The following is a 246-nucleotide window of genomic DNA, read 5'->3' on the forward strand; positions in this document are numbered from 1 at the left end:
TTGTACCACGTTTTTAAATTTTCGTTAGAGTTATTGGGGAGATTTTTAATTTTGCGTTCTTGGATTCCATTTATAATACTATTAATCATCTGGAGCACTATGTTTAACCGAGCTTTGCGTCTTCCGCTTCATGGCTGGCAATGGTTTACGATGCTGAGCGCCTTGATCTATACTTTGGCCATTGCCTATCTCTGCTTTACGCCAACCCAGTATAATTGGGGCGGCCCGCACAAGATTTTTTATCAC

At 41.1% G+C, this 246-nt stretch carries 1 protein-coding gene; it reads left to right on the top strand.

Annotation, left to right across the window (positions count from 1 at the left end; all coding sequences use genetic code 11):
- Positions 1-51 precede the first annotated feature (51 nt).
- Positions 52-246: hypothetical protein (locus tag LJE08_RS14320; protein ID WP_227403622.1), on the top strand; the 195-nt coding region annotated here is incomplete at its 3' end.

The organism is Holdemanella sp. DFI.5.55, from assembly GCF_020593575.1.
Lineage (GTDB): Bacteria > Bacillota_I > Bacilli_A > Erysipelotrichales > Erysipelotrichaceae > Holdemanella > Holdemanella hominis.